We start from the raw sequence: 652 nt of genomic DNA, 5'->3' as shown, positions 1-652 counted from the left end.
TCCTCCAGTAGGCACCGACATGGAGCTGATCATCGCAGCGTTCCCATGGGGCTCGTACCTTGGTGAAGAAGCACTAGAAAAAGGCGTGGATGCGATGATTTCAAGCTGGAATCGCGCGGCACCTAACACCATCCCTACCGCTGCAAAAGCGGGTGGTAACTACCTTTCTTCACTACTCGTTGGTGGTGAAGCACGTCGTCATGGTTACGACGAAGGTATCGCACTGAGTGTTGACGGTTACTTGTCAGAAGGCGCGGGCGAGAACATCTTTGTCATCAAAAATCGCGTGATCACCACACCACCAGCAACCAGCGCTATCCTACCGGGCATCACTCGTGACTCGATCATGACCATTGCTCGCGATAAAGGTTACGAAGTCCGTGAAGCTAACATTGCTCGCGAAGCGCTATACCTTGCGGATGAAGTATTCATGACCGGTACCGCAGCAGAAGTAGTGCCTGTAGCTACCATCGACAAAATTGAAGTGGGCAGCGGTAAACGCGGTCCGATTACCAAAGAATTGCAAGAAGCCTACTTTGGCCTATTTAACGGCACCACGGAAGATAAGTGGGGCTGGTTAGACTATGTGTACCCAGAGCAGCAGTAAGAAGGATTTAAGAAATGCCAAAATATAGATCAGCAACCACCACAC

At 50.8% G+C, this 652-nt stretch carries 1 protein-coding gene; it reads left to right on the top strand.

Translation table 11 applies throughout. The features are described 5' to 3' along the window. On the top strand, positions 1–607 hold a 607-nt coding region (gene ilvE, locus R8O11_RS28455), incomplete at its 5' end, for a branched-chain-amino-acid transaminase (RefSeq protein ID WP_318195024.1). Positions 608–652: the final 45 nt, after the last annotated feature.

Source organism: Vibrio sp. 1288 (assembly GCF_033344475.1).
The sequence above is the reverse complement of the archived record's forward strand: the minus strand, read 5'-3'. Positions and strand labels throughout refer to the sequence as shown.